18 protein-coding genes are annotated in these 25179 nt (G+C 63.5%); 12 read left to right on the plus strand and 6 right to left on the minus strand.

Going from position 1 to position 25179, the window contains the following annotated elements; genetic code table 11:
- The first annotated feature begins 99 nt into the window (after positions 1-99).
- The 7 genes from ACPPVP_RS05425 (at position 100) to ACPPVP_RS05455 (ending at position 9982) form a co-directional block, all read left to right on the plus strand.
- Complete coding sequence (locus ACPPVP_RS05425) at positions 100-2196, plus strand: 3-hydroxyacyl-CoA dehydrogenase NAD-binding domain-containing protein (protein WP_426532010.1); 2097 nt, start codon at positions 100-102, stop codon at positions 2194-2196.
- A gap of 157 nt (positions 2197-2353) precedes the next feature.
- Positions 2354-4027, plus strand: a complete 1674-nt coding sequence (gene pimA, locus ACPPVP_RS05430; RefSeq protein ID WP_426532012.1) for a dicarboxylate--CoA ligase PimA — start codon at positions 2354-2356, stop codon at positions 4025-4027.
- A gap of 36 nt (positions 4028-4063) precedes the next feature.
- Positions 4064-5254, plus strand: a complete 1191-nt coding sequence (gene pimC, locus ACPPVP_RS05435) for a pimeloyl-CoA dehydrogenase large subunit (protein WP_426532014.1) — start codon at positions 4064-4066, stop codon at positions 5252-5254.
- Positions 5255-5458: 204 nt separating this feature from the next.
- A complete protein-coding gene (gene pimD / locus ACPPVP_RS05440) occupies positions 5459-6601 on the plus strand; it encodes a pimeloyl-CoA dehydrogenase small subunit (RefSeq protein WP_426532015.1) in 1143 nt (380 codons plus the stop codon).
- 166 nt (positions 6602-6767) lie between these two features.
- Positions 6768-7541, plus strand: coding sequence for an SDR family NAD(P)-dependent oxidoreductase (locus tag ACPPVP_RS05445; RefSeq protein ID WP_426532017.1), 774 nt, complete (start codon positions 6768-6770; stop codon positions 7539-7541).
- A 227-nt stretch (positions 7542-7768) separates the two neighbouring features.
- A complete protein-coding gene (gene glpK / locus ACPPVP_RS05450) occupies positions 7769-9271 on the plus strand; it encodes a glycerol kinase GlpK (protein WP_426532019.1) in 1503 nt (500 codons plus the stop codon).
- A gap of 117 nt (positions 9272-9388) precedes the next feature.
- Complete coding sequence (locus tag ACPPVP_RS05455; protein WP_426537680.1) at positions 9389-9982, plus strand: GNAT family N-acetyltransferase; 594 nt, start codon at positions 9389-9391, stop codon at positions 9980-9982.
- A gap of 156 nt (positions 9983-10138) precedes the next feature.
- Here the strand turns inward: ACPPVP_RS05455 and ACPPVP_RS05460 are convergent, their stop codons facing one another.
- The gene (locus ACPPVP_RS05460; protein ID WP_426532021.1) at positions 10139-10552 is read right to left on the minus strand and encodes a DUF6636 domain-containing protein; all 414 of its coding nucleotides are present in this window, start codon (positions 10550-10552) and stop codon (positions 10139-10141) included.
- A gap of 204 nt (positions 10553-10756) precedes the next feature.
- Between ACPPVP_RS05460 and ACPPVP_RS05465 the strand changes: the two genes are divergently transcribed.
- Complete coding sequence (locus ACPPVP_RS05465; protein WP_426532023.1) at positions 10757-11386, plus strand: glutathione S-transferase family protein; 630 nt, start codon at positions 10757-10759, stop codon at positions 11384-11386.
- 95 nt (positions 11387-11481) lie between these two features.
- Here ACPPVP_RS05465 and maiA read toward each other — a convergent pair whose 3' ends face one another.
- The 3 genes from maiA to metF all read right to left on the minus strand — a co-directional run bounded on the left by maiA (position 11482) and on the right by metF (position 17262).
- The gene (gene maiA / locus ACPPVP_RS05470; RefSeq protein WP_426532026.1) at positions 11482-12141 is read right to left on the minus strand and encodes a maleylacetoacetate isomerase; all 660 of its coding nucleotides are present in this window, start codon (positions 12139-12141) and stop codon (positions 11482-11484) included.
- Positions 12142-12494: 353 nt separating this feature from the next.
- Positions 12495-16343 (minus strand): methionine synthase, encoded by a 3849-nt coding sequence (gene metH / locus ACPPVP_RS05475; protein WP_426532029.1) that lies wholly within the window; start codon positions 16341-16343, stop codon positions 12495-12497.
- Between the two features lie 4 nt (positions 16344-16347).
- On the minus strand, positions 16348-17262 hold the full coding sequence (gene metF / locus ACPPVP_RS05480; RefSeq protein WP_426532031.1) for a methylenetetrahydrofolate reductase [NAD(P)H]: 915 nt from the start codon (positions 17260-17262) through the stop codon (positions 16348-16350).
- A gap of 383 nt (positions 17263-17645) precedes the next feature.
- On the opposite strand from metF, the gene ACPPVP_RS05485 reads away from it, so the two are divergent.
- Positions 17646-18665: an LLM class flavin-dependent oxidoreductase gene (locus ACPPVP_RS05485; protein WP_426532033.1), complete on the plus strand. Its 1020-nt coding sequence runs from the start codon at positions 17646-17648 to the stop codon at positions 18663-18665.
- 131 nt (positions 18666-18796) lie between these two features.
- On the opposite strand, the gene ACPPVP_RS05490 is transcribed toward ACPPVP_RS05485, so the two are convergent.
- Together ACPPVP_RS05490 and ACPPVP_RS05495 are read right to left on the minus strand one after the other, a co-directional pair.
- Complete coding sequence (locus ACPPVP_RS05490) at positions 18797-19657, minus strand: prephenate dehydratase (protein WP_426532035.1); 861 nt, start codon at positions 19655-19657, stop codon at positions 18797-18799.
- 21 nt (positions 19658-19678) lie between these two features.
- Positions 19679-20419, minus strand: a complete 741-nt coding sequence (locus tag ACPPVP_RS05495) for a 3-deoxy-manno-octulosonate cytidylyltransferase (protein ID WP_426532036.1) — start codon at positions 20417-20419, stop codon at positions 19679-19681.
- 211 nt (positions 20420-20630) lie between these two features.
- Between ACPPVP_RS05495 and ACPPVP_RS05500 the strand changes: the two genes are divergently transcribed.
- From ACPPVP_RS05500 to ACPPVP_RS05510, 3 genes are all read left to right on the plus strand, one after another.
- Entirely contained in the window at positions 20631-21185 is a 555-nt protein-coding gene (locus tag ACPPVP_RS05500) for a c-type cytochrome (RefSeq protein ID WP_426532038.1), read from the plus strand.
- Between the two features lie 215 nt (positions 21186-21400).
- Entirely contained in the window at positions 21401-23296 is a 1896-nt protein-coding gene (locus ACPPVP_RS05505) for an extracellular solute-binding protein (RefSeq protein ID WP_426532040.1), read from the plus strand.
- An 11-nt stretch (positions 23297-23307) separates the two neighbouring features.
- The gene (locus ACPPVP_RS05510) at positions 23308-25176 is read left to right on the plus strand and encodes an extracellular solute-binding protein (RefSeq protein WP_426532042.1); all 1869 of its coding nucleotides are present in this window, start codon (positions 23308-23310) and stop codon (positions 25174-25176) included.
- Positions 25177-25179 lie beyond the last annotated feature (3 nt).

Genomic DNA, 25179 nt, shown 5'->3' on the forward strand with positions numbered 1-25179 from the left:
GCAGTGCGAAATCGACGAAATCGACCGTAGCCACTCAACGCAAGTTGATCGGCATCCAAGAACAAACGATCCAGAGAACAACGATCCAGGGAGAGTCCCGTGAGCGAAGTGGTAAAACTCGAGCGTCATGACGTCATCGCCATCGTCACGGTCAACAGTCCTCCCGTCAATGCGCTGAGCGCCGCGGTGCGCGGCGGCATCTTCGAATGCATGAAGAGCGCGATCGCGGACGCGGAGGTTAAGGCCATCGTGCTGACCTGCGCGGGCCGTACCTTCATCGCCGGCGCCGACATCACCGAATTCGGCAAGCCGCCGAAGCCGCCCGGTCTCGCCGAAGTGCTCGTTCTGATGGAGAATTCGCCTAAGCCGATCATTGCAGCCATTCACGGCACCGCACTCGGCGGCGGCCTCGAAGTTGCTCTGGCATGCCACTATCGCGTCGCGACCAAGGAAGCCAAGCTCGGCCTGCCCGAAGTGAAGCTCGGCCTGCTGCCGGGCGCCGGCGGTACCCAGCGGCTGCCGCGCGCGGTCGGCCCCGAACTCGCGGTCAAGATGATCGTCAGCGGCGATCCGATCGGCGCGGCGGAAGCCCAGAAGGCCGGTCTCATCGAGGAGATCGTCGAAGGTCCGGCATCCGGTGGCGAAGCCTTTGCCCGCAAGGTGCTGGCGGAGAAGCGTCCCTTGCGCAAGCTGCGCGACGACGACGCCAAGCTCGCAGCGGCCAAGGCCGACATTTCGATCTTCACCAATGCGGTCGCAGCCCTGACCAAGAAGGCGCGCGGGCTCGAAGCGCCGTTCGCTGCCGCCGATGCCGTTCGCGCCGCGATCGAGCTGCCGTTCGACGAAGGGTTGAAGAAGGAGCGCGAAGGTTTCCTCAAGCTGGTGTCGAGCGACCAGTCGAAGGCGCAGCGCTACGCCTTTTTCTCCGAGCGCGAAGCCGCCAAGATCGCCGGCGTGCCCGAGGGCACCAAGCCGCGTCCTGTCGAGCGCGTCGCCATCATCGGCGCCGGCACCATGGGCGGCGGTATCGCGATGTCGTTCGCCAATGCCGGTATCCCGGTCACGCTGATCGAGACCAGCGAAGAGCAGCTCAAGCGCGGTCTGGGCGTAATGCAGAAGAATTACGAAGCGACTGCCGCGCGCGGCGGCATCCCGGCGGATGCGCCGGCGAAGCGCATGGGCTTGATCACAGGCGTGGTCGGCCTCGAGAACGTCAAGGATGCTGACCTGGTAATCGAAGCCGTGTTCGAAACCATGGCGGTAAAGAAGGAAGTGTTCGAGGCGCTCGACAAGCACGCCAAGCCGGGCGCGGTGCTGGCTTCCAACACCTCGTACCTCAACATCGACGAAATCGCGAAGGTGACGAAGCGTCCGCAGGATGTGCTCGGCATGCACTTCTTCTCGCCGGCCAACGTCATGAAGCTGTGCGAGATCGTTCGCGCCGACAAGACCGCGCCGGACGCGCTGACAACAGCGGTTTCGATCGCGCGCAAGATCGCAAAGGTGCCGGCCGTGGTCGGCGTCTGCGACGGCTTCGTCGGCAACCGCATGCTGGCCCAGCGCGGCAAGCAGTCGGAAAAGCTGCTGTTCGAGGGCGCATTGCCGCAGCAGGTCGATGCCGTGGTGACGAAGTTCGGCATGCCGATGGGCCCGTTCGCGATGAGCGATCTCGCCGGCCTCGATATCGGCTGGCGTTCGCGCAAGGACCGCGGCATCAAGTCGGAAATCGCCGACGCGCTGTGCGAAGCCGGGCGCTTCGGCCAGAAGACCGGCAAAGGCTACTACAAGTATGAAGCCGGCTCCCGCGCGGCGCTGCCGGATCCGGAAGTCGAAAAACTGATCGACGAGACGCTGCAGCGGCTCGGCCGCAAGAAGCGCGTCGTCAGCGACGACGAAATTTTGGAACGCATGATGTACCCGATGATCAACGAGGGCGCCCGCATCCTTGAAGAGGGGATCGCGGCGCGTCCGAGCGACATCGACGTGATCTGGCTTTATGGTTACGGCTGGCCGATCTATCGCGGCGGCCCGATGTTCTATGCCGACCAGGTCGGGCTCAAGCACATCGCCGATCGTCTCTCCTATTACGCCAAGGAGACCAACGATCCCTCGCTCGAACCGTCAGCCCTGCTCAAGCGCCTCGCCGCCGAAGGCAAGACCTTTGCGTCGCTGGCCGAAAAATCGAAAGCAGCTTGATGAGCCGATGTGCGCTCTCCATGCCGTTCCGGGGCGCGCATAGCGCGAACCCTGGTGCGCAGGTGCGCACCAGGGAACCTCGAGATTCCGGGTTCGCTCGCTGGTCGCGAGCCTCCCGGAATGACGGCTTGGTTGGCGCGTTGTACTGAAAGCTTCCATGACCCATCCCGGCGAACAGTTCTATCCGCAAGGCGTCCGCTGGGACGATCCGATCGCACGCGGCACGCTGCCGGATCTGCTCTCGGAGGCCGCCGCTGAGTTCGGCTCGCGCCCTGCCATCGAATTCCGCGACCGGCCGATCAGCTACAGCGAACTGGAAGACAAGGTCGAGATTGCCGCCAGCGCCTTCCTTCGCGCCGGTTACGGCAAGAACAGCTCGGTCGCATTGTTCCTCGGCAATTCGCCCGACCATCCCATCAATTTCTTCGGCGCCTTGAAGGCAGGTGCGCGCGTCGTGCATCTATCGCCGCTGGATGGCGAGATCGCGCTGTCGCACAAGCTTACGGACTCCGGTTCGCGCGTGCTGGTCACCAGCAATCTCTCGGCGCTGTTGCCGACCGCGCTGAAATTTCTCGATAAGGGCCTGCTCGATCGCCTGATCGTCTGCGAGGACGATCACTGGGGCAAGGTCGGCACGCCCCAGACGGCGCTGCCGGATAATCCTGCGATCGTCACCTACAAGCAATTTTCCGACGGCGTATCGAAGCCGGCGCAATGGCCTACGATTTCGGCCGATGATGTCGCGCTGCTGCAATATACCGGTGGCACCACCGGCCTGCCAAAGGGCGCGATGCTGAGCCACGGCAATCTCACCTCGGCCGTGTCGATCTACGACGTCTGGGGCAAGCCGGCGCGCGCCGAGCGCAACGCGATCGAGCGCGTGATCTGCGTACTGCCGCTGTTTCACATCTTTGCGCTCACAGTGGTGATGCTTTCCTCGCTCCGCCGTGGCAACCTGGTCTCGCTGCACCAGCGCTTCGACGTCGAGGCCGTGATGCGCGATATCGAGGCCAAGCGCGCCACCATTTTTCCCGGCGTGCCCACGATGTGGATCGCCATCGCCGCGCTGCCTGATCTCGACAAGCGCGATTTTTCGTCGCTGCGCAGCGCTGGCTCGGGCGGCGCGCCGCTGCCGATGGAAGTCGCAAGGATTTTTGAGAGCAAGGTCGGCATGAAGCTGAGGAGCGGCTGGGGCATGACCGAGACGTCCCCGGCCGGCACGGCACATCCGGAGGATGGACCGGACAAGCCGGGCTCGGTCGGGGTGATGCTGCCCGGCATCGAGATCGACGTGGTGTCGCTGGAAGACCCGACCAAGGTGCTGGCCGTCGGCGAGACCGGCGAAATCCGCATCAGGGGGCCGAACGTCACCAAGGGTTACTGGAACAAGCCGAAGGAAACCGCGGAAGCCTTTGTCGGCGACCGCTTCCTCACCGGTGACATCGGCTACATGGATTCCGATGGCTATTTCTATCTGGTCGACCGCAAGAAGGACATGATCATCTCGGGCGGCTTCAACGTCTATCCGCAGATGATCGAGCAGGCGATCTATACGCATCCTGCGGTGCAGGAGGTGATCGTGATCGGCATCCCGGACGATTACCGCGGCGAGTCCGCAAAAGCCTTCATCAAGCTGCGCGATGGCGCCAAACCCTTCTCACTGGATGAGCTGCGCGCGTTCCTGACCGGCAAGCTCGGCAAGCACGAGCTTCCCGCCGCGGTCGATTTCCTCGACGAACTGCCGCGCACCGCGGTCGGAAAATTGTCTCGCCACGAATTGCGCATGCAGCAGGAGCCGGCGCTGGGCGCCATCAAGAAAGACGTCGCGTAACCTGATTTGGAATTATTCGCTCACAAGGAGGATCCGATGGATCTCGCTTTCAGCAAGGAAGAAATCGCGTTTCGTGAGGAGGTGAGGGCCTTCTTCAGGGGCAACGTGCCGCCGGAAACCCGGCGCAAGATGGTGGAGGGGCGTCACCTCTCCAAGGACGAGATGGTTGCCTGGTGGCGCATCCTGAACAAGAAGGGCTGGGGCTGCTCGCACTGGCCGAAGGAATATGGCGGCACGGGCTGGACCTCAGTGCAGCACTACATCTTCAACGAAGAACTGCAGATGCACCCCGCGCCGGCGCCGCTCGCCTTCGGCGTCAGCATGGTCGGGCCGGTGATCTACACCTTCGGCAACGAGAAGCAGAAGAAGCAGTATCTGCCGCGCATCGCCAATGTCGACGACTGGTGGTGCCAGGGCTTTTCGGAGCCGGGTTCGGGATCGGACCTCGCCTCGCTCAAGACCAAGGCCGAGCGCAAGGGCGACAAGTACATCATCAACGGCCAGAAGACCTGGACCACGCTCGCCCAGCACGCCGACATGATCTTCTGCCTGTGCCGCACCGACACCAACGCGAAGAAGCAGATGGGCATCTCCTTCATCGTGTTCGACATGAAGTCGAAGGGCGTCACCGTGCGCCCGATCGAGACCATCGACGGCGGCCATGAGGTCAACGAAGTGTTCTTCGACGACGTCGAGGTGCCGGTCGAGAATCTGATCGGCGAGGAGAACAAGGGCTGGGACTACGCAAAGTTCCTGCTCGGCAACGAGCGCACCGGCATCGCCCGCGTCGGCGTCTCCAAGGAGCGGCTGCGCCGCATCAAGGATCTCGCCTCGAAGGTCGAACAGAACGGCAAGCCCGTACTTGAAGACCAGGGTTTCCGCGAGAAGCTGGCGGCCTGCGAAATCGAGCTCAAGGCGCTGGAGCTCACCCAACTCCGTGTCGTCGCCGACGAGGGCAAGCACGGCAAGGGCAAGCCCAACCCGGCGTCCTCGGTGCTGAAGATCAAGGGATCGGAAATCCAGCAGACCACCACCGAGCTTCTGATGGAAGTGATCGGCCCGTTCGCCGCGCCCTACGACGTGCATGGCGATGACGGCTCCAACGAGACCATGGACTGGACCGCCCAGATCGCGCCGAGCTATTTCAACAACCGCAAGGTCTCGATCTACGGCGGCTCCAACGAGATCCAGCGCAACATCATCACCAAGGCGGTGCTGGGGCTTTAGCTTCCTCACCCTCTCCCCGCTCTTCGCGGGGAGAGGGCAGGGGTGAGGGGCATCTCTCCGAGCAAAGACTGTTGCGAGACCTGTACCCCCTCACCCGGATCGCAAGGGCGATCCGACCTCTCCCCGCTGGCGGGGAGAGGTTGAGAAGCCGGCGGCGTATGCCAGCGAAAATTTTAGTGACGACGTGTAGTCAGGGAAAAGAACATGGATTTTGATTTGTCCGAGGAGCAGCGCCTTCTCAAGGAAAGCATCGACGGTCTGTTGACCGACTCCTACGATTTCGATGCGCGCAAGAAGTACCAGAAAGAAAAGGGCGGCTGGAGCAAGGCGGTCTGGGGCAAGCTCGCCGAGCAGGGCTTGCTGGGCCTGCCGTTCGCGGAAGCCGATGGCGGCTTCGGCGCCGGTGCGGTCGAGACCATGATCGTGATGGAAGCGCTCGGCAAGGCGCTGGTGCTTGAGCCGTATCTGGCGACCGTCGTGATCGGCGGAGGCTTCCTGCGCCATGGCGGCTCGGCCGAGCAGAAGGCCGCGCATATCCCCGGCATCATCGACGGCAGCAAGACCTTTGCCTTCGCGCAGCTCGAGAAGAACTCGCGCTACGATCTCGGCGATGTCGCAACATCAGCCAAGAAGAAGGGCGCGGGCTGGGTCATCGACGGCGAAAAGTTCGTCGTGCTCAACGGCGAGAACGCCGACACGCTGATTGTAACCGCGCGCACCAAGGGCGCGCAGCGCGACAAGGCCGGCGTCGGCGTGTTCGTCGTGCCGGCGAATGCCAAGGGCGTCACCCGCAAGGGCTATCCGACCCAGGACGGCCTGCATGCCGCTGATATCACGCTGACCGGCGTTGAGGTCGGCGCAGATGCCGCGATCGGCGATCCCGAGAACGGCCTGGCGCTGGTCGAGCGCGTGGTGGACGAAGCCCGCACCGCGATGTGCGCGGAGGCGGTCGGCGCGATGGATGAATCGCTCAAAAGCACGGTCGAATATCTCAAGACCCGAAAACAGTTCGGCGTGCCGATCGGCAGCTTCCAGACCCTGCAGCACCGTGCCGCCGATATGTTCGTGGCGCTTGAACAGGCCCGCAGCATGTCGATGTTCGCGACCATGGCTGCCGATTTCGACAGCGCCAAGGAGCGCGCGACCGCGGTCGCCGCCGCCAAGGTGCAGATCGGCAAGTCCGGCAAGTTCATCGGCCAGCAGTCGATCCAGCTTCACGGCGGCATCGGCATGACCCAGGAAGCCAAGATCGGCCACTACTTCAAGCGGCTGACCATGATCGAAAACAGCTTTGGCGACACCGACTACCACCTCCGCCGCGTCACCGACGCTGGCGGGCTGGTCTGAGCCTCACCGCAGCTACGCAATAGGCGTCATGCCCGGCCAGAAGCGCGAAGCGCGTCTTCGCGCTAGATGTGCCGGGCATCCACGTCTTGGCGGCAAGGGAAGTCGCGGATGGCCGGTCAAGCCCGGCCATGACGGAAAGCGAACAAACGTCAGGGAGCCAACAACAATGAAAAACACCCCCTTCGATCTCACCGGAAAAGTCGCCATCATCACCGGCTCCAGCCGCGGCATCGGTCGCTCTTCGGCGGAGCTGCTCGCCAAACTCGGCGCAAAGGTCGTGATCTCCAGCCGCAAGGCCGACGCCTGCCAGGAGGTCGCCGAAGGCATCAACAAGGCCGGCGGCGACGCCCATGTCATTCCCTGCAACATCTCGCGCCGCGAGGAAGTCGAGGCGCTGGTCGCGGGCACCACAAAGCATTACGGCAAGGTCGACATCCTCGTCTGCAACGCCGCGGTGAACCCGTATTACGGCCCGCTGCTCGACATCAAGGACGAGGCCTTCGACAAGATCATGGGCAGTAACGTCAAGAGCAACATCTGGCTCTGCGCGCTTGCGATCCCGCAAATGGCCGAACGCGGCAACGGCTCGGTGGTGATCATCTCGTCCATCGGCGGCTTGCGCGGCTCCACCGTGATCGGTGCCTACGGCATCTCCAAGGCTGCTGACTTCGCGCTGTGCCGCAGCCTCGCCGGCGAATGGGGCCCGAAAGGCGTCCGCGTCAACTGCGTGGCGCCGGGCTTGGTGAAAACCGATTTCGCCAAGGCGCTATGGGAAGACCCTGACAACCTTAAGCGCCGCACCGCCTCGACCCCGCTGCGCCGCATCGGCGAGCCCGACGAAATCGCCGGTGCGGTCGCGTATCTCGCCTCGGACGCCTCGACCTTCATGACCGGACAGACCATCGTGGTCGATGGCGGCGTGACGACTGCAGCGACGTAGGACGGTGCGCTCCCTCGCCCCGCTCTTCGCGGGGAGAGGGTCGGGGTGAGGGGCTCTCTCCACGATTCGAGAACGTGGTTGGTCCGGTACCCCCTCACCCGGCGCTGCGCGCCGACCTCTCCCCGCAAGCGGGGCGAGGTAAGAAAGGCGCCGCCTCCCCAACTTGACCTCCGCCTCCCAATCGGATTGCCTCTTCCGCAACCAAAACCTCCCAGGGAAGCAGCGTCATGTCCTTTGTGCTGGCCATCGATCAGGGCACCACGTCCTCACGCGCCATCGTATTCCGCAGCGACATCTCCATCGCCGCCACCGCGCAGCAGGAATTCCCGCAGCATTTCCCGGCCTCGGGCTGGGTCGAGCACGAGCCCGAGGACATCTGGACCTCGACGGTCGCGGTCTGCCGCGAGGCGCTGGAAAAGGCCGGCCTGAAGGCAAAGGACATTGCCGCGATCGGTATCACGAACCAGCGCGAGACCACGGTCGTGTGGGACCGCGCAACGGGTCAGGCCGTGCACCGCGCCATCGTCTGGCAGGACCGCCGCACCGCTGACATCTGCGCCAAATTGAAGAGCGAAGGCCACGAGCCGGCGATTTCCGCCAAAACCGGCCTGATCATCGACCCCTATTTCTCCGGCACCAAGGTCGCCTGGATCCTCGACCACGTGCCGGGCGCGCGCGAACGCGCCGGCCGCGGCGAGCTGATGTTCGGCACCGTCGATTGCTATCTCTTGTGGCGGCTGACCGCGGGCCGTGTGCACGCGACCGACGCTACCAATGCCTCGCGCACGCTGCTGTTCAACATCCACACCGGCGAGTGGGACGATGAGCTCTTGAAACTCCTGCGCGTGCCGCGCTCGATGCTGCCTGAGGTAAAAGATTCCTCCGCCAAATTCGGCGACAGCGACGCCGATCTGTTCGGTGGTTCCATCGCGATTTCAGGCATCGCCGGCGACCAGCAGGCCGCGACCATCGGCCAGGCCTGCTTCACGCCTGGCATGATCAAGTCGACCTACGGCACCGGCTGTTTTGCGCTGCTCAATACCGGCACGACGCCGGTCGCTTCGAAGAACAAGCTGCTCACCACCATCGCCTATCAATTGAACGGCAAACGCACCTACGCGCTCGAAGGCTCGATCTTCGTCGCTGGCAGCGCCGTGCAATGGCTGCGCGATGGGCTCGGCATCATCAAGCAGGCGTCCGAAACCGGCCCGCTCGCCGACAAATCCGATTCCATGCAGAGCGTCTACCTGGTGCCGGCGTTCGTCGGCCTCGGCGCTCCCTACTGGAATCCCCGCGTCCGCGGCGCACTGTTCGGCCTCACCCGCAACACCGGTCCGGCCGAACTGGCGCACGCCGCGCTGGAAAGCGTCTGCTATCAGACGTTCGACCTCCGCGCAGCGATGCGCGCCGACTGGCCGGGCGAGAAAGCCGCCAACGTGCTCCGCGTCGACGGCGGCATGACCGCTTCCGACTGGACCATGCAGCGCCTCGCCGACCTGCTCGACGCCCCCGTCGATCGTCCGATGATTCAGGAAACCACCGCGCTCGGCGCTGCCTATCTCGCCGGGCTACAGGCCGGCGTCTATCCCGAGCCGGCAAAGTTCGCCGATAACTGGCGGCTGGAGCACCGCTTCAAGCCGGCGATGAGTGCAGCGACAAGGGAGCGGAAGCTCGCGGGCTGGGCGAGGGCGGTGAAGGGCGTGCTGGCGAGCGATGAGGGGGAGGGATAGTCCCACCCGTTATCGCCGGGCTTGACCCGGCGATCCACGCCTTACTTATTCCCTCTCAACGGATAAACGTGGATGGCCGGGAAAAGCCCGGCTATGACGGTAGAGAGAAAGCGCACGATGATCCTGCCCGACGGCTATTCCGACGTTCCCGCCGGCAAGATCGCCGCCGTCGTCACGCATCTGGAGATGACCGCGCGCCCCGCGCCGCGCCCCGATTCCGCCGGCGCGTGGACGCTACGCCAGGCCGATGTTCCCGCGCTCGACTGGTATCGCGATCTCTATGGCCGTGTCGGCCGGCCATGGCTGTGGATCTCGCGGATACGGATGCCCGACTCGGAATTGGCCGCGATCATTCAATCCCCGCCGATGGAGATCTACGCACTGGCGCATGAGGGACGCGACGAAGGCCTGCTCGAGATGGATTTTCGCGAGCCCGGGCAATGCGAAATCGTTTCTTTCGGGCTCACCGAAAAGCTTGTCGGCACCGGCGCCGGTCGCTGGCTGATGACCCGCGCGCTGGAGATCGCATGGTCGCATCCGATCGATCGCCTCTGGCTGCACACCTGCACCTTCGATCATCCCGCCGCGCTCGCTTTCTACCAGCGCTCGGGCTTTCGTCCATTCCGGCGGCAGGTCGAGGTGGTCAACGATCCGCGGCTCGATGGAACGGTGCCGCGTGATGTGGCGAGGCATGTGCCGGTGATTGAGTGATGCACCAAAGCGGCCTCAGCCTCCGCCGTCATCCCCGCGCAGGCGGGGATCCAGTATTCCAGAGCAGTTGCGATCGATCCGAGATGCCGCGGCGTACTGGATACTCCGCCTTCGCGGAGTATGACGACCTGTATTGGAGGCGGCGGCGAGTATCACTTAGAAAATGTCTTGCTTCGCCCGCGATAGCGAAAACCCGCGCCGTTCGGCATTGAAGCACGTTACCCCCGTCTGCTCCGACGTGCACGTAAACCCGCCGCGCTGCCACACCTCGCCATAGCCCAGCACCGGCAGGCGCGGGTCCATCACGGTGTCGCCGTGGCAGATGCGCGCGGCGGGGCCCTTGGCGTTCATTTCGAAGGCGCCGCCGAAGTCGAGCTCGCAGTCGGCCGGCCGCCGCGGCTTGGTTTCCATAGCGCTGATGTCGCAGCGGAGCGTGTTCTGCTTGTCGTAGTCGAAATACTGGCAGGCGATGTTTTTGGACGGGGACTGGAAGCCGGTCGGGCCGCTTTGTGCGTGGGCCGGATGTGAAATGACGATGAGCAATCCGATCAGGATCGGCAGATGTCGCATGTGTTTGGCTCCTCAGTCGTCGTCACCCGCCACCGGGCTGGCGCGCTGCGCCAGTCGATGACAGGCGCCGGCGGGTGATCCGGCATTCCCTGGCTAGCGGTGATAAACCGCGAGGCCGCGGCGTACTGGATACCCCGCTTTCGCGGGGCATGACAGTCCGTTACACTCAGGATTCCGTCCGCCTCGAAGAGTGGTGAAAACAAAATGATCCTGATCGGCCAATACGATTCCCCCTTTGTCCGCCGCGTCGCCATCGCGATGCGGCTCTACGGCATCGCCTTCGAGCACAGGCCGTGGTCGACCTTCGGCGATGCCGACAAGATCGCACCCTATAATCCGCTGCGGCGGGTGCCGACGCTGGTGCTTGACGATGGCGAGGCGCTGATCGAGAGCGCGATGATCCTGGATTATCTCGACGACCTTGTTGGCCCCGAGAAAGCGATGATCGCCCCGCGCGGCGAGATGCGGCGGCGGCATTTGCGGATTTGCGCGCTGGCGATGGGCCTCGGCGACAAGGGCGTCAGCCTGCTTTACGAACGCGTGCTGCGCAAGGACAAACAGCTCGATCTTTGGGTCAAGCGCTGCAAGAAGCAGATATCCGGCGTGCTGGAGATGCTGGAAAAGGAGCGCGCCGCGGTCAAGACGCCGTATTGGTTCGGCGAGAAGATCGGCCACGCCGATATCGTGGTCGCCTGTGTGCTGCGCTTCACTGGCGAGGCGCATCCCGCGCTGTTCGACGCGCGCTATCCCGCGCTGAAGGCGCATTCGGAGCGATGCGAGGCGCTGCCGCCGTTCCAGGAAATCGTGCAGCCGCTGGCGCCGCCGAAGGGGTGAGGGGGCTTCGTAGGGTGGGCAAAGCGTAGCGTGTCCACCGTTCGGCATGATTGAAGAAAGATGGTGGCACGGCGCAAAAAGCGCCTTTGCCCACCCTACTTCTTCCGCATCGCCTCTGGCGTATCCGGCTGTGCCAGCGGATGGGCTTTGGCGAATTCGGGCAGCGCCATCGCAGTTTCGAAAATGCGCTTCACGGTCGGATAGATTTTCAGGTCGATCTGCTGCGTCACCGCGACGGTGACGTGGCCGACCATGCAAATATCGGCCAGCGTGGGCGCATCGCCATGGCAGAATTTGCCGGTGTCCTTGTGATCAGCCAGATGTCCCTCCAGCGCGGCCAGCGTTTCCACCGTCCAGTGTCGCCGCCATGCCGCCTGCTGCGTGTCGCGCAGATTGAGTTCGTGATCGAGATAGCGCCGCACCCGCGGCACCAGCAGCGGATGGCCCTCGCAGGCGACCATCAGCGCCAGCGCGCGGACACGGGCGCGGCCGTTGATATCGGCAGGCAGCAGCGGCGGGGAGGGGTATTTCTCGTCGAGATATTCGAGGATCGCGAGCGACTGGAACAGCGTGGAGCCGTCATCCTCGACCAGCGCCGGCAGCGCCATCTGCGGATTGATCTTGCGATACGCGGCATCGCGATGCGCGTTGGCATCGAGGTCGACGAAGATCACCTCGGCCGGCACATTTTTGAGATTGAGCGCGATGCGCACGCGAAAACTCGCCAGCGATCGCCAGAACGAGAAGAATTTCATGAGAGACTCCGCACTCTCTTCCCCTCTCCCCTTGTGGGAGAGGGTGGATCAATCGTACGAAGCGCGATTGAGACGGGTGAGGGGTTCTGTCCGCGAGCACCCTAGCCGAGAGAACCCCTCATCCGGCGCTTCGCGCCACCTTCTCCCACAAGGGGAGAAGGGAAGGAAGATGCAATCTGGCCCCACTTTCTTACCCGCCCCTTGAGGGGGCGGGTCGACGCGAAGCGGCGGGGTGGGGTGATATCTCAACTCGGGCACTGTTGGATGCGGAGATACCGTCACCCCGCCCCGTCTCGCATTTCGCTGCGCTCAATGCGAGCGACCCGCCCCCTCGAGGGGCGGGTGAACAAAGTTCAGCCTGCGCCAACCACCTTTTTCCGCCACGCAAGGTGCACGGCGCAAGTGCAGCCGGGGGGATGTGAGGTGACGTCGTTGGCCGGAACGACCTCCGCGACCGTCGGCGTCTTCGCAGCCTCCTGCGAGGGAATATAATTCAGCACCGGCGCCAGCCAGCGTTCGGTCTCGGCCACCGTCATGCCCTTGCGCGCGGCATAATCCTCGACCTGGTCGCGCTCGATCTTGCCGACGCCGAAATAGAAGCTTTCGGGATGGCTGAAATAAAGCCCGGAAACTGACGAGCCCGGCCACATCGCAAAGCTTTCGGTCAGCTTCACGCCGGCGGTGTTCTCGGCATCGAGCAGGCGAAACAGCGTCGCCTTCTCGGTGTGATCGGGCTGCGCGGGATAGCCGGGCGCCGGGCGGATGCCGGCATATTGCTCGAGGATGAGTTGATCCGCGGCCAGCGTCTCGTCCGGCGCGTAGCCCCAGAATTCCTTGCGGACGCGCTGATGCATCCGTTCCGCGAAGGCTTCCGCGAGGCGGTCGGCGAGCGCCTTGCACAGGATCGAGGAGTAATCGTCATTGGCGTTCTTGAAGCGGTCGGCGACGGCATCCTCGCCGATCCCGGCGGTGACGACGAAGGCGCCGATATAATCAGGCACGCCGGACGACGCGGGCGCGATGAAATCCGACAGCGCGGCATTGAAGCGGCCTTCGCGCTTCTCCAGTTGCTGGCGCAGCGTGTGGAAGGTCGCGATCTTCTTGTTTCGCGTGTCGTCGGCATAGACGGCGATATCGTCGCCATCGGCATTGGCCGGCCAGAAGCCGATGGTGGCGCGCGCCTTGAACCATTTCTCCTTGACGATGAGATCGAGCATCTTGCGCGCGTCGTCATAGAGCGAACGCGCGACTTCGCCGATCTTGGGATCATCGAGGATGGCCGGAAAGCGTCCGGTCAGTTCCCAGGTCTGGAAGAACGGCGTCCAGTCGATGTATTCGGCCAATTCCGCGAGATCGTAAGCGTCAAAACTCCTGATGCCGAGAAATGCCGGCTTCTTCGGCGGCGTCTTGGCGAAGTCGGCCTTGACCGCGTTGGCGCGGGCGTCAGCCAGCTTCAACCGCTTCTTGTCGGCCTGCGCGCGGAAATGCGCTGCCGAAATTTTGGCGTACTCGGCGCGGATGTCGGCGGCATAGGCCTCGCGCCGCTCGGGCGAGAGCAGCGACGATGCCACGCCGACGGCGCGGCTGGCGTCGTTGACGTGCACCACCGGCCCGCCCTTGTAGTTCGGGTCGATCTTCACGGCGGTGTGGACGCGGCTGGTCGTGGCGCCGCCGATCAACAGCGGCATGTTCATGCCCTGCCGCTCCATTTCGCCGGCCAGAAAGCTCATCTCGTCGAGCGAGGGCGTGATCAGGCCGGACAGCCCGATAATGTCGGCGCCCTCGGCCTTGGCGGTTTCGATGATCTTGCTCGCGGGCACCATGACGCCGAGGTCGATCACCTCGAAATTGTTACATTGCAGCACGATGCCGACGATGTTCTTGCCGATATCATGGACGTCGCCCTTCACAGTCGCCAGCACGATCTTGCCGGCGGCGTTGCGGCCGTCGGTAGCCGTGCCATTGGCAAGGTTGCGCGCCTTCTCCTCTTCCATGAAGGGCATGAGGTACGCGACCGCCTGCTTCATCACGCGCGCCGACTTCACCACCTGCGGCAGGAACATTTTTCCGTCGCCGAAGAGGTCGCCGACGATGTTCATGCCGGCCATCAGCGGGCCTTCGATCACGTTCAGCGGCCGCTCGACCGTCAGCCGCACGGCTTCGGTATCCGCTTCGATGAACTCGGTGATGCCGTGCACCAGCGCATGCGAGAGCCGCTTCTCGACCGGCCATTCGCGCCAGGCGAGATCCTGCTCCTTGGTCTGCTTTTCCTTGCCGCGGAATTTTTCGGCGAGCGCCAGCAACCGCTCGGACGCGCCGGGGTCGCGGTTGAGGATGACGTCCTCGCAAACCTGGCGCAGCTCGGGATCGATGTCGTCGTAGACGATCATCTGCCCGGCATTGACGATGCCCATGTCCATGCCGGCCTTGATGGCATGATAGAGAAACACCGAATGCATGGCTTCGCGCACTGGCTCGTTGCCGCGGAACGAGAACGAGAGGTTGGAGACGCCGCCGGAGATATGCGCATGCGGCAGGTTCTGGCGGATCCAGCGCGTCGCCTCGATGAAGTCGACGCCGTAATTATTGTGCTCTTCGAGCCCGGTCGCGATCGCGAAGATGTTCGGATCGAAGATGATGTCCTCGGGCGGAAAGCCGACGTCGTTGACGAGAATGTCGTAAGCGCGCTTGCAGATCTCGGTCTTGCGCGCGAACGTATCGGCCTGTCCGACCTCGTCGAACGCCATCACCACGACGGCCGCGCCATGGCGGCGCGCAATCCGGGCCTCGTGGATGAATTTCTCCACGCCCTCCTTCATTGAGATCGAGTTCACCACAGGCTTGCCCTGAACGCATTTCAGGCCGGCTTCGATCACGTTGAATTTCGAGGAGTCGACCATCACGGGCACGCGGGCGATATCAGGCTCGGCGGCGACGAGGTTGAGGAAGGTCACCATCGCGGCTTCGGAGTCGAGCAGGCCCTCGTCCATATTGACGTCGATGATCTGGGCGCCGTTCTCGACCTGGTCGCGCGCCACCGCCAACGCTGCGGTGTAATCGCCGGCGGTGACCAGCTTGCGGAATTTCGCCGAGCCCGTGACGTTGGTGCGCTCGCCGACATTCACGAACGGGATCGCCGGCGTCAGTTCGAACGGCTCGAGGCCCGACAGCCGCAGCCGTGGCTCGATCGTGGGGACCGCGCGCGGCCGGTGCGGGGCGACAGCCACTGCAATCGCCGCGATATGGTCCGGCGTGGTGCCGCAGCAGCCGCCGACGATATTGACGAGGCCGGCCTCGGCGAATTCGCCGATCAGGCGGGCCATGTATTCCGGCGTTTCGTCGTACTGGCCGAATTCGTTGGGCAGGCCGGCATTCGGATAGGCGCAGACCAGCGTATCGGCGACGCGGCCGATATCGGCGATATGCGCGCGAAGGTCTTCGGCGCCGAGCGCGCAGTTGAAGCCGATGGTGATCGGCTTGGCGTGCCGCACCGAATTCCAGAACGCTTCCGGCAATTGCCCGGACAGCAGGCGGCCGGACCTGTCGGTGATGGTGCCCGAGATCATCACGGGCACGTCGATGCCGCGTTGTTCGGTGATTTCCGAAATCGCGTAGAGCGCGGCCTTGGCGTTCAGCGTGTCAAAAATGGTTTCGACCAGCAGCAGATCGGCGCCGCCGTCGAGCAGGCCGTTGATCTGCTCGCCATAGGACTTGCGCAGATCGTCGAACGTGACGGCGCGATAGCCGGGGTTGGAAACGTCGGGCGAGATCGAAGCGGTCCGGTTGGTCGGGCCCAATGCGCCGGCAACGAAACGCGGCTTGCCGTCCTCGGCGCTGACGCGCTCGGCGGCTGCACGCGCCAGCTTCGCGCCATCGCGGTTCAGTTCATAGGCGAGATCCGACATGTCGTAGTCGGCCTGCGCGATCGAGGTCGAGGAGAACGTGTTGGTGGCGACGATGTCGGCGCCGGCACGCAAGTAAGCCGCGTGGATATCCTCGATCGCATGCGGCTGCGTGAGGATCAGAAGGTCGTTGTTGCCGCGGACGTCGCGATGGAAATCGGCAAAACGCTCACCGCGAAACGCGGCTTCGTCGTACTGCAGGCCCTGGATCATGGTGCCCATGGCGCCGTCGAGCACCAGAATGCGTTCGCGGGCGGCGGCGAGCAAGGCAGTACGCTTGGGCGAAATCTTTGCGGTCATCGGATCAGGCGGCTTTCTGTGCGCCGTTCGGGCGAATGCCCAGCAAATGGCTGATCGCGAAAACGAGGTCCGCGCGATTCATGGTGTAGAAGTGAAAGGTATCGACGCCCTGCTTGGCGAGCTTTTGCACCTGGCCGGCTGCAACGGTGGCGGCGACGAGCTTTCGCGTCTCGGCGTCGTCGTCGAGGCCTTCGAACTTGTCCGCCAGCCAGGTCGGCACCGTCGTGCCCGCGCGGGTCACGAAGCTGCGCGCCTGCTTGAAATTGTGCATCGGCATGATGCCGGGCACCACCGGGATATCGATGCCGCGGGCGCGGACGCGGTCAAGGTAGCGGAAGTAGAGGTCGTTATCGAAGAACACCTGCGTGATGGCGCGCGCCGCGCCGGCATCGACCTTGGCCTTCAGCGTGTCGATATCGGCGTCGAGCGTCGGGCTCTCCGGATGTTTTTCGGGATAGGCGGAAACCGAGACTTCGATATCCGGGTAACGCTTCTTGATGCCTTCGATCAGGTCGGGCGAGCTCTGATAGCCGTCCGGGTGGGCATGGTAGGCGGTGCCGATGCCGGTGGTCGGATCGCCGCGCAGCGCGACGATGTGGCGGACGCCGATCTCGTGATAGCGCGCCACCACGTCGTCGATCTCGCCCTTCGGCGCGCCGACGCAGGTCAGATGCGCGGCCGGCGTCAGGCGGGTCTCTTTCAGGATGCGGGCGATGGTCGAATGGGTGCGCTCGCGGGTCGATCCACCCGCGCCATAGGTCACGGACACGAAGTTCGGGGTGAGTGGCGCCAGCCGGTTTATGGTCTCCCACAGGCTCCGCTCCATCTCTTCCGTCTTGGGCGGAAAGAACTCGAAGGAAATCTTTGGCGAATGCAGCGCGCGATGGCCGCCGAAAGCAGGGGGAATAACTTCGGTCATGGCACTTCACAGAGCTCCGGAAGGATGGGCGGACGTCAGGCCTAGCGGCGGTAAGCTAAAATAGGCCAAACGAGGCCAACCAGACAGCCCATCAATGATGGGAAATGGCCCAATAGATGGAAAACTTCTCAAAAATAAGATCCATGTATAATGTAGGTGGGCAGAAGCAATTTTATAATTTATGTAGTATAAACAATGTAGTAATAAGTGGTCACCGCCAAGTTCAACATCAAAAATCGTGGGTACTAGTGAAAATTATTGCACTTGTCACATTTCGTCCCACTCACGGCCCGCGGTTCGCGGCTCCCTTTCCCCACAGGCGCGGGCCTGCTCTGCGCCGACCGGGCCTTTGTCGCCCTCGCTTGCCGCACTAGTTTACCGAGATGATTCCGCTTTCAGTCCTCGACCTCTCCGTCGTCACCACAGGCACCCGTCCGGCCCACGCGCTGCAGAACAGCATCGATCTGGCGCGCCATGTCGATGGGCTTGGCTATATCAGGTACTGGCTTGCCGAGCACCACAACCTGGCCTCGGTGGCGAGCCCCGCGCCGGACCTGATGATTGGGCAGATCGCGGCGGTGACGAAGAATATCCGCGTCGGCTCCGGCGGCGTGATGCTGCCCAACCATGCGCCGCTGGTCGTGGCAGAGCGCTTCAAGATGCTGGAAGCGCTGTTTCCCGGCCGCATCGATCTCGGCCTCGGCCGCGCGCCCGGCACGGATGGCGCCACCGCGCACGCGCTGCGCAGCCGGCTCGACCGCCGCGAGGGAGATGACTTCCTCGAACGGCTGAGTGAACTGGTGTTATGGGAGACCCGCGATTTTCCGGCCGGCCATCCCTATAACAATGTGGTGGCGATGCCGGACGATACGCCGCTGCCGCCGATCTGGCTGCTCGGCTCGAGCGATTACAGTTCGGAGCTGGCCGCACAGGTCGGCATGGGCTTTGCGTTCGCGCATCATTTTGCGTCCTATGACGCGGTCGCGGCAATGACCACCTACCGCGACCATTTCAAGCCGTCCGGCTGGCGCGCTACCCCGCACGGCATTCTCGCTGTCGCGGCCGTTGCCGCCGAAACCGATGCGGAAGCCGAACAGCTCGCCTCTTCGATGGACCTCAACCGCCTGCGCCGCGACCGCGGACAATACCTGCCGCTGCCCAGCGTCGATGAAGCGTTGGCCTATAATTATAGCGACGCCGAGCGCGCCTCTGTCGCGCGCAACCGCTCCCGGCTATTCGTCGGCAGCCCGGCGACCATCATGGCGAAGCTGCAACCGATGATCACGGCGGGCAGGCCGGATGAGTTGATGATCATCACGGCGGTGTACGACCACGACGCGCGCAAGAAGTCATACAGCCTGCTCTCGGATACATTTGGTCTGGGGAAGAAGGCGGCGGCGTAAACGGTGTCGTCCCTGCGAACGCAGGGACCCATACCGCGTGATCTATCGATATGGCAGTATCTCCAATGCCTTCTAACGCAACAGCGTTCGGTGGCTATGGGTCCCTGCGTTCGCAGGGACGACGGGCCACCTCAGTCCTGCGCCCCGCTGAACGTCTCCCGGAACGGGTGGCCGGGATAGACGCCAACGATGCGGAATTCGCGCGAGAAGAATTTTAGTTCCTCCAGCGCAAAGGCGAGGCCCTTGTCCTCGGGATGGCCGTCGACGTCGGCGTAAAACTGCGTGGCGGAGAATTCGCCGTCGACCATGTAGCTTTCGAGCTTGGTCATGTTGACGCCGTTGGTAGCGAAACCGCCGAGCGCCTTGTAGAGCGCGGCGGGCAAATTGCGCACCCGGAAAACAAAAGTGGTGACCAGCGGCCCCGACCCCTGCTTGGCCCAGTTCGCCTCGCGCGCCAGCACCACGAAGCGGGTGGTGTTGTGGGCCTCGTCCTCGACGTCCTCGGCCAGGATATCGAGGCCGTAGATCTGCGCCGCCAGCCGCGAGGCGATCGCGGCGACGCTCTTGTCCTTGCGTTCGGAAACGTCGCGCGCGCTGCCGGCGGTATCGGCCGCGACGATCGGCTTGATGCCGAGCTTGCGGATGATGCGCCGGCACTGGCCGAGCGCGTGGACGTGGCTCTCCACCGTCTTGATGTCGGTCAGCTTGGCGCCGCGGACCGCCATCAGCTGATGCCGGACCGGCAGAAACCATTCGCCGACGATGAACAGGCCGGAGGCCGGCAGCAAATGATGGATATCGGCGACGCGGCCGGCGACCGAATTCTCGATCGGGATCATGCCGAGGTCGGCCTCGCCCGAGGAGATCGCCGCCAGCGCGTCCTCGAAGGTCGCGCACGGCAACGGCTCGGCGTCGGGATAGGCCTCGACGATGGCGATATGGGAATTGGCGCCAGGCTCGCCCTGGAATGCGATTTTGAGTTTTTTGGTCATGGCGGGCCTTTTAGCAGCCGGTCAGGCTTTTGCCAGTATGCGCCGGGCGGTTTCGAGGTCATCTGGGGTGTCGACCCCGCGGGGGACGCTGTCGACGATGGCGATGTCGATCCGCATCCCAGCCTCCAGCGCGCGCAACTGCTCGAGCTTCTCCTGTTGCTCCAGCGGAGACGGGGGCAGCGCCACGAACCGTTCCAGCGCGGCGCGGCGGTAGGCGTAGAGGCCGATGTGGTGATAGCGGGGGCCGTCGCCATGGGGCGCCGTGGCACGGGTGAAATAGAGCGCACGGAGCCGGTTCGGGCCGATCGGCGAGCCGACCGCCTTCACTACGCTGGGGGCCCGATCCTCTTCCTCGGTATGGATCTGCGAGGCCAGCGTCGCAATGTCGACCGCGGGGTCGTCGAGCGGCGGCAGCGCGGCACGGATGGTGTCCGGCGTGATCGTGGGAAAGTCGCCCTGCAGGTTGACCACAATCTCGGCCCGGCCGTCGGGATCGATCGTCCGCATCGCCTCATGGATCCGATCGGAGCCGGAGGGATGATCGGCACGGGTCATGACCACCTCGCCGCCGGCGGCCTTCACGGCGGCCGCGATCTCGGGCGTGTCGGTGGCGACCGCCACCCGGCCGATTTTGGCCTCCTCGGCCCGCCGCAGCACGTGGACAATCATCGGCAGGCCGCCGATATCGAGCAGCGGTTTGCCGGGCAGGCGGGTCGCCGCCATGCGGGCGGGAATCAGCACCAAAATGCGGGGTTCGGTCATCCGGAACGAGGTCAGCCGGCCTCTGAGAACAGGCCGGAAATAATGGGGGACTGGCGGAAAGTCGGGGCGTTTATACGGGTTGCCAGAGCCCGGGCAAACCGATATCTCAACCGTGCTGAGGGTGCGGCGCGAAAGGCTGATTCCTGACGCGCATCCGCGGCCGTTTTGCCGGCCTTCAGTCGACCTTCCCGGCCTGGAGCCTGATCCAACTATGGACTCCTTCGAACTCAACAAGATTCTCGGTGCCCTCCTCGGCACCTGCATTCTCGTTCTGGTGACGAGCTTTGCCGCTCATGCGATTTTTACGCCCGGGAAGCTGGAAAAGCCGGGCTTCGAGATCGCCGTGAAGGAAGACACCTCTCACGGCGCAGGAGCCAAGGAAGTCGCAGCTCCCTCCGAGCCGATCGAGAAACTGCTGCAGACCGCCTCCGTCGAGAAGGGCGCCGCCGCTGCCAAGAAGTGCGGTGCCTGTCACACCTTCGAAAAGGGCGGCCCCAACCGCGTTGGTCCGAACCTCTATGGTGTCGTCAACGAGCCGAAGGGCGCAGGCCGCGGCGGGTTCAATTTCTCGGCCGCCATGAAGGGCAAGGGCGGCACCTGGACCTTTGACGACCTCAACAAGTTCATCTCCAATCCCAAGGGTTTTGTTCCGGGCACCGCGATGGGCTTTGCCGGCATCCAGAAAGACAGCGAGCGCGCCGACGTGATCGCCTACCTGAACTCAGTATCGGACAAGCCGGAGCCACTGCCGACCGCGGCGAAGTAATATTTCGTCAGTCCTGCATGGACTTGCGCACGACACGACGGCCAGGCATTGCCTGGCCGTTTGTCTATGGTGATCGCGTTGTTGTTATCGGGACGTTTCGCCGCACCGGCTTGGTTCCCGTGTTGATATCATGAGGAAAAAGCAACGTTATTGGTCGAACCCTTGCCTTATATTGGGTGCTGGCTGGCTCCCTTAAAGCAACAGGATTTCCGCACTTGGCAATCACCCGACGACATCTCCTGCAAAGCACCGCCGCTGCCGCCATGGCCCCCGCGCTCGGGCTCAACATCGGCGTTTCTTCGCTTGCGCTGGCGCAAGCCGCGCCGGACGGACTGAAGTGGCGGCACGGAATCTCCACCTTTGGTGACATCAAGTACCCCGCCGACTTCAAGCGCTTCGACTACGTCAATCCGGATGCTCCCAAGGGCGGCGTCGCCCGCCTGTTCGAGCTTGGCACGTATGACAGCTTCAACATCGTGGTCGCCGGGTTGAAGGGATCGGCCCCCTCGGGCGTCGCAAGAATCTATCAATCGCTGATGGATCCGGCCCTCGATGAGCCGGACAGCTATTACGGCACACTGGCCGAACTCGTCGCCTACCCCGACGATTTCTCCTATGTGATCTATCGCCTGCGTCCGGCGGCGCGGTGGCATGACGGCAAGCCGGTGACTCCGGAGGACGTGGTTTTTTCGTTTGAAACGTCCAAGAACAGCAGCCCGAGAGCCCGCTTCTATTACCAGCATATCGTCAAGGCCGAGAAAGTCGGTGACCACGACGTCAAGTTCTTCTTCGACAGTCCCGGCAATCGTGAACTTCCGCTGATCACCGGCCAGCTCAACGTGTTGCCCAAGCACTGGTGGGAAGGCACCGACGCGCAGGGCCGCAAGCGCGACGTGACGGCAACCACGCTGGAGCCGCCGCTGGGGTCGGGACCCTATCGCATCAAGGACTTTGTCGCCGGCCGGTCGCTGGTGCTCGAGCGGGTGAAGGATTACTGGGCCAAGGATCTGCCCAACAGCATCGGCCAGGACAATTTCGACGAACTCCGCTACGAATTCTTCCGCGACGACGTCGTCGGACGCCAGGCCTTCAAGGCCGACCAGTTCGACTGGTATGCCGAGCGCAGCGCCAAGGAATGGTCGGTTGCCTATGATTTCGCAGCCGTGCATGACGGGCGGGTGCTCAGGGAAAAGTTTCCGGTCCTGAGTTCAGGACGGATGCAGGGCTGGGCCTTCAACCTGCGCCGGCCGCTGTTCAAGGACGTGCGGCTGCGCCGCGCCTTCAACTACGCGTTCGACTTCGAGGAGATGAACCGGACCTTGTCGACCGGCGAGTACCATCGCGACAGCAGCTATTTCGACGGCATCCCCGACTTCATGGCGACCGGGCTTCCCGAGGGCCTCGAACTGGAAATGCTGGAGCCGCTGCGCGACAAGGTGCCTGCCGAGGTTTTCACGACGCCCTACAAGGATCCCGTCAACGGTACCCCCGAAGCCGTCCGCACCAATCTGCGCGAAGCGACGCGGCTGTTGAAGGAGGCCGGGTTCGAGGTCCGCGACCGCAAGCTGGTCGATCCCTCCGGCCAGCCTGTCAGCGTCGAGATTCTATGTCCCGACGAGGGCAATGAACGCATCTCACTGTTCTACAAGCCCTCGCTGGAGCGACTCGGCGTCACCGTGAATATCCGCCGCGTCGATGACGTCCAGTACCAGAACCGCACGCGTGACTATGACTTCGATATGACGACCGTTGTATGGCCGCAGTCGCTGTCGCCCGGCAACGAACAGCGCGAATGGTTCGGCTCGCAAGCGGCGGACAAGCCCGGCGCCCGCAATATGGGCGGGATCAAGAACCCCGCGGTGGATGCGCTGATCGAGCGCATCATCTTCGCCAAGAATCGCACCGAGCAGATAGCGGCCTGCAAGGCGATGGACCGCGTGCTGCTCTGGAACTTCTATTGCGTGACGCAATTCAGCTACGGCTTCCAGCGCTATGCGCGCTGGGATCGTTTCAGCCACCCCGATCCCTTGCCCAAATATGGCGTGTCGGGATTCCCGACGGTGTGGTGGTACGATGCCGATAAGGCAGCCAAGATCGGCAAGCGCAGTTGAAGGAATCGCGCATGGCGCTACTCAACCGTCGACACGCGCTCGGTCTCGGCATCGGTGCGCTGAGCGCGGGCCTATTTCGCCCCGCCGCCGCCGACAATGGCGGCACCGACATGCACGGCATGTCGGTGTTCGGCGATCTGAAATACCCCGCCGACTTCAAGTATTTCGACTACGTCAATCCGGATGCGCCGAAGGGCGGCCTGTTTTCGACGATCCCGTCGGTCCGTGCCTATAACCAATCCTTCCAGACGTTCAATTCGTTCAATGCCTTCATCCTCAAGGGCGAAGGCGCCAAGGGCATGGAGCTGACTTTTGATGGGCTGATGGCGCGCGCCAATGACGAGCCCGACGCGATGTATGGCCTTGCGGCGAAGTCGGTGTGGATTTCGCCCGACAAGCTCACCTACCGTTTCACGATGCGGCCCGAGGCCCGTTTTCACGACGGCTCGAAGATGACGGCGCACGACGTCGCCTTCTCGCTCAACACGCTGAAGGAAAAAGGCCACCCGCTGATCGTGGTGCAGTTGCGCGATATGGTGAAGGCCGAGGTGATCGACGACGCAACGGTGGCCGTGACCTTTGCGCCGAACCGCGCGCGCGACGTCCCGCTCTATGTCGCGAGCCTGCCGATCTTCTCCAAGGCCTATTACGCAACGCGGTCATTCGAAGAATCGACCACCGATATTCCGCTCGGCTCGGGGCCGTACAAGGTGGGCAAATTCGAGATCAACCGCTACGTCGAATTCGACCGGGTCAAGGAATATTGGGGGGCCAATCTTCCCGTCAATCGCGGCAGCTACAATTTCGAAACCGTGCGTTATGAGTTCTATCGCGACCGCGACGTCGCGTTCGAAGGCTTTACCGGCAAGAACTACCTCTATCGCGAAGAATTCACTGCGCGGATCTGGGCCACGCGTTACGATTTTCCCGCCATCAAGGACGGCCGGGTCAAGCGCGAGACCCTGCCGGATGAATTGCCGTCGGGTGGGCAGGGCTGGTTCTTCAATACCCGCCGCGACAAGCTCAAAGACCCCAGAGTGCGCGAAGCGGTCATCAATGCGTTCGATTTCGAATGGACCAACAAGACCGTGATGTACGGCGCCTATGCGCGCACGGTTTCGCCGTTCCAGAATTCGGACATGGTGGCCGTCGGATTGCCGTCGCCGGAAGAGCTGAAGCTGCTCGATCCGTTTCGCGGCCAGGTGCCGGACGAGGTGTTCGGTGAGCCGTACGTGCCGCCGGTATCTGACGGATCGGGCCAGGACCGGGCGCTGCTGCGCAAGGCCCAGCAATTGCTGCAGGACGCGAAAATCCCGATCAAGGATGGCAAGCGGGTGTTGCCGAACGGTGAGATCTTTACGATCGAATTCCTGCTCGACGAGCCGTCGTTCCAGCCGCATCACGCGACCTTCATCAAGAATCTTGGCCAGCTCGGCATCGAGGCCAACATCCGCCTGATCGACGCCGTGCAGTACCGTGCGCGCGTTGAATCTTTCGATTTCGACATGACGACGATGCGGCTCAGTATGTCGCCGACACCGGGCGACAGCCTGCGGCCATACTTTACGTCGCAAGCCGCGGCCACCAAGGGATCGTATAATCTGGCGGGCGTGGCCAATCCCGCGATCGACGCGCTGGTCGACAAGGCCATCGGCGCCGAGACGCGTGCCGATCTGACGGTCGCATGCCGCGCGCTCGATCGTGTGTTCCGCGCCGGCCGCTACTGGGTACCGCAATGGTTCCGCACCAACCACCCGATCGCCTATTGGGATCAGTTCGCGCATCCGGAGAAGCCGGCACGCTACGCGCAGGGCACCGGGGCGCCGGACAATTGGTGGTATGAGCCCGCCAAGGCCGCAAAGCTCGAGCAGGCAAAGTAATTC

It is taken from the genome of Bradyrhizobium sp. McL0615 (assembly GCF_049993905.1).
Lineage (GTDB): Bacteria > Pseudomonadota > Alphaproteobacteria > Rhizobiales > Xanthobacteraceae > Bradyrhizobium.

What these genes read in the sequence shown, in the direction of transcription:
- pimA (WP_426532012.1), top strand. Translation starts at nt 2,354, where the DNA reads ATGACCCATCCCGGCGAACAGTTCTATCCGCAAGGCGTCCGCTGGGAC.
- pimC (WP_426532014.1), top strand. Translation starts at nt 4,064, where the DNA reads ATGGATCTCGCTTTCAGCAAGGAAGAAATCGCGTTTCGTGAGGAGGTG.
- pimD (WP_426532015.1), top strand. Translation starts at nt 5,459, where the DNA reads ATGGATTTTGATTTGTCCGAGGAGCAGCGCCTTCTCAAGGAAAGCATC.
- ACPPVP_RS05445 (WP_426532017.1), top strand. Translation starts at nt 6,768, where the DNA reads ATGAAAAACACCCCCTTCGATCTCACCGGAAAAGTCGCCATCATCACC.
- glpK (WP_426532019.1), top strand. Translation starts at nt 7,769, where the DNA reads ATGTCCTTTGTGCTGGCCATCGATCAGGGCACCACGTCCTCACGCGCC.
- ACPPVP_RS05455 (WP_426537680.1), top strand. Translation starts at nt 9,389, where the DNA reads ATGATCCTGCCCGACGGCTATTCCGACGTTCCCGCCGGCAAGATCGCC.
- ACPPVP_RS05460 (WP_426532021.1), bottom strand. Translation starts at nt 10,552, where the DNA reads ATGCGACATCTGCCGATCCTGATCGGATTGCTCATCGTCATTTCACAT.
- ACPPVP_RS05465 (WP_426532023.1), top strand. Translation starts at nt 10,757, where the DNA reads ATGATCCTGATCGGCCAATACGATTCCCCCTTTGTCCGCCGCGTCGCC.
- maiA (WP_426532026.1), bottom strand. Translation starts at nt 12,141, where the DNA reads ATGAAATTCTTCTCGTTCTGGCGATCGCTGGCGAGTTTTCGCGTGCGC.
- metH (WP_426532029.1), bottom strand. Translation starts at nt 16,343, where the DNA reads ATGACCGCAAAGATTTCGCCCAAGCGTACTGCCTTGCTCGCCGCCGCC.
- metF (WP_426532031.1), bottom strand. Translation starts at nt 17,262, where the DNA reads ATGACCGAAGTTATTCCCCCTGCTTTCGGCGGCCATCGCGCGCTGCAT.
- ACPPVP_RS05485 (WP_426532033.1), top strand. Translation starts at nt 17,646, where the DNA reads ATGATTCCGCTTTCAGTCCTCGACCTCTCCGTCGTCACCACAGGCACC.
- ACPPVP_RS05490 (WP_426532035.1), bottom strand. Translation starts at nt 19,657, where the DNA reads ATGACCAAAAAACTCAAAATCGCATTCCAGGGCGAGCCTGGCGCCAAT.
- ACPPVP_RS05495 (WP_426532036.1), bottom strand. Translation starts at nt 20,419, where the DNA reads ATGACCGAACCCCGCATTTTGGTGCTGATTCCCGCCCGCATGGCGGCG.
- ACPPVP_RS05500 (WP_426532038.1), top strand. Translation starts at nt 20,631, where the DNA reads ATGGACTCCTTCGAACTCAACAAGATTCTCGGTGCCCTCCTCGGCACC.
- ACPPVP_RS05510 (WP_426532042.1), top strand. Translation starts at nt 23,308, where the DNA reads ATGGCGCTACTCAACCGTCGACACGCGCTCGGTCTCGGCATCGGTGCG.